Here is an 870-nt window from a genome sequence, read left to right as displayed (position 1 = left end):
GCTATATGGAGTACCTGGTCGATCACGGCCAGTTCGCCGACTTGCCCGAGCAGCTCGGCCAATTCGTCGAGCAGCGCCTGCTCGGCGAGGACGAAGCCCAGGCGCAGGCCGGCCAGGCCGAAGAACTTGCCGAACGAACGCAGCAGGATCATTCCCGGCTGCGCGCCGTGAGCGGCCAGGCTGTGCTCGGGGGTGCAATCCATGAAGGCCTCGTCGACCAGCAGCCAACCGCCGCGCTCGGCCAGTTGCGCGTGCCAGGCGAGCAGGCGCGGCGTCTCGATGCGCCGGCCGGTGGGATTGTTCGGGTTGACCAGCAGCAGCACGTCGAGGCGCGGCAGGGCGCGGTCGATGGCGCCCTCGCTGAGCTGCATCACCCGGTGCCCCTCGCGGCGCCAGGCGGCCGCGTGTTCGGCGTAGGTCGGCGAGAGGATGCCCACCGTGCAGCCCTTGCGCAGGCGCGGCAAGGCCTGGATCGCCGCCTGCGAGCCGGCCACCGGCAGCAGGCTGGCCGCGCCGTAGTAGTCGCGGGCGACGGCTTCCAGGCCATCGTCCGGCTCCGGCAGGCGGGCCCAGGCCTCGGCCGCAATCGCCGGCAGCGGCCAGCCATAGGGGGCGATGCCGGTGGACAGGTCCAGCCAGTCCTCCCGGGCGATGCCGTATTGCTGCGCCGCCGCGCGCAGGCGGCCTCCATGCTCAAGCACCCAGTACCTCCCAGAGTCCCAGCAGCGCCAGCCACAGCAGCACGCCGCCCCACACCAGATTCAACGCCCGTTCGATATCGCGCGCCCGCGGCGGCGGCCCCTCGCCCAGTTGCGGGCGCACATGCAGCTCGCCGTGATACTCGGCCGCACCGCCCAGGCTCACCCCCAG

The 870-nt window shown here is 72.3% G+C and carries 1 protein-coding gene and 1 pseudogene; both read right to left on the bottom strand.

Going from position 1 to position 870, the window contains the following annotated elements:
• Positions 1 to 701 (bottom strand): threonine-phosphate decarboxylase (locus tag N878_RS22895; protein WP_021445834.1); only part of this gene is annotated, 701 nt, incomplete at its 3' end.
• Positions 694 to 870, bottom strand: a pseudogene (locus N878_RS29695) (cobalamin biosynthesis protein); the annotation flags it as partial. The gene N878_RS22895 and the pseudogene N878_RS29695, both read right to left, overlap by 8 nt.

Source organism: Pseudomonas sp. EGD-AK9 (assembly GCF_000465935.2).
Classification (GTDB): domain Bacteria; phylum Pseudomonadota; class Gammaproteobacteria; order Pseudomonadales; family Pseudomonadaceae; genus Aquipseudomonas.
The sequence above is the reverse complement of the archived record's forward strand: the minus strand, read 5'-3'. Positions and strand labels throughout refer to the sequence as shown.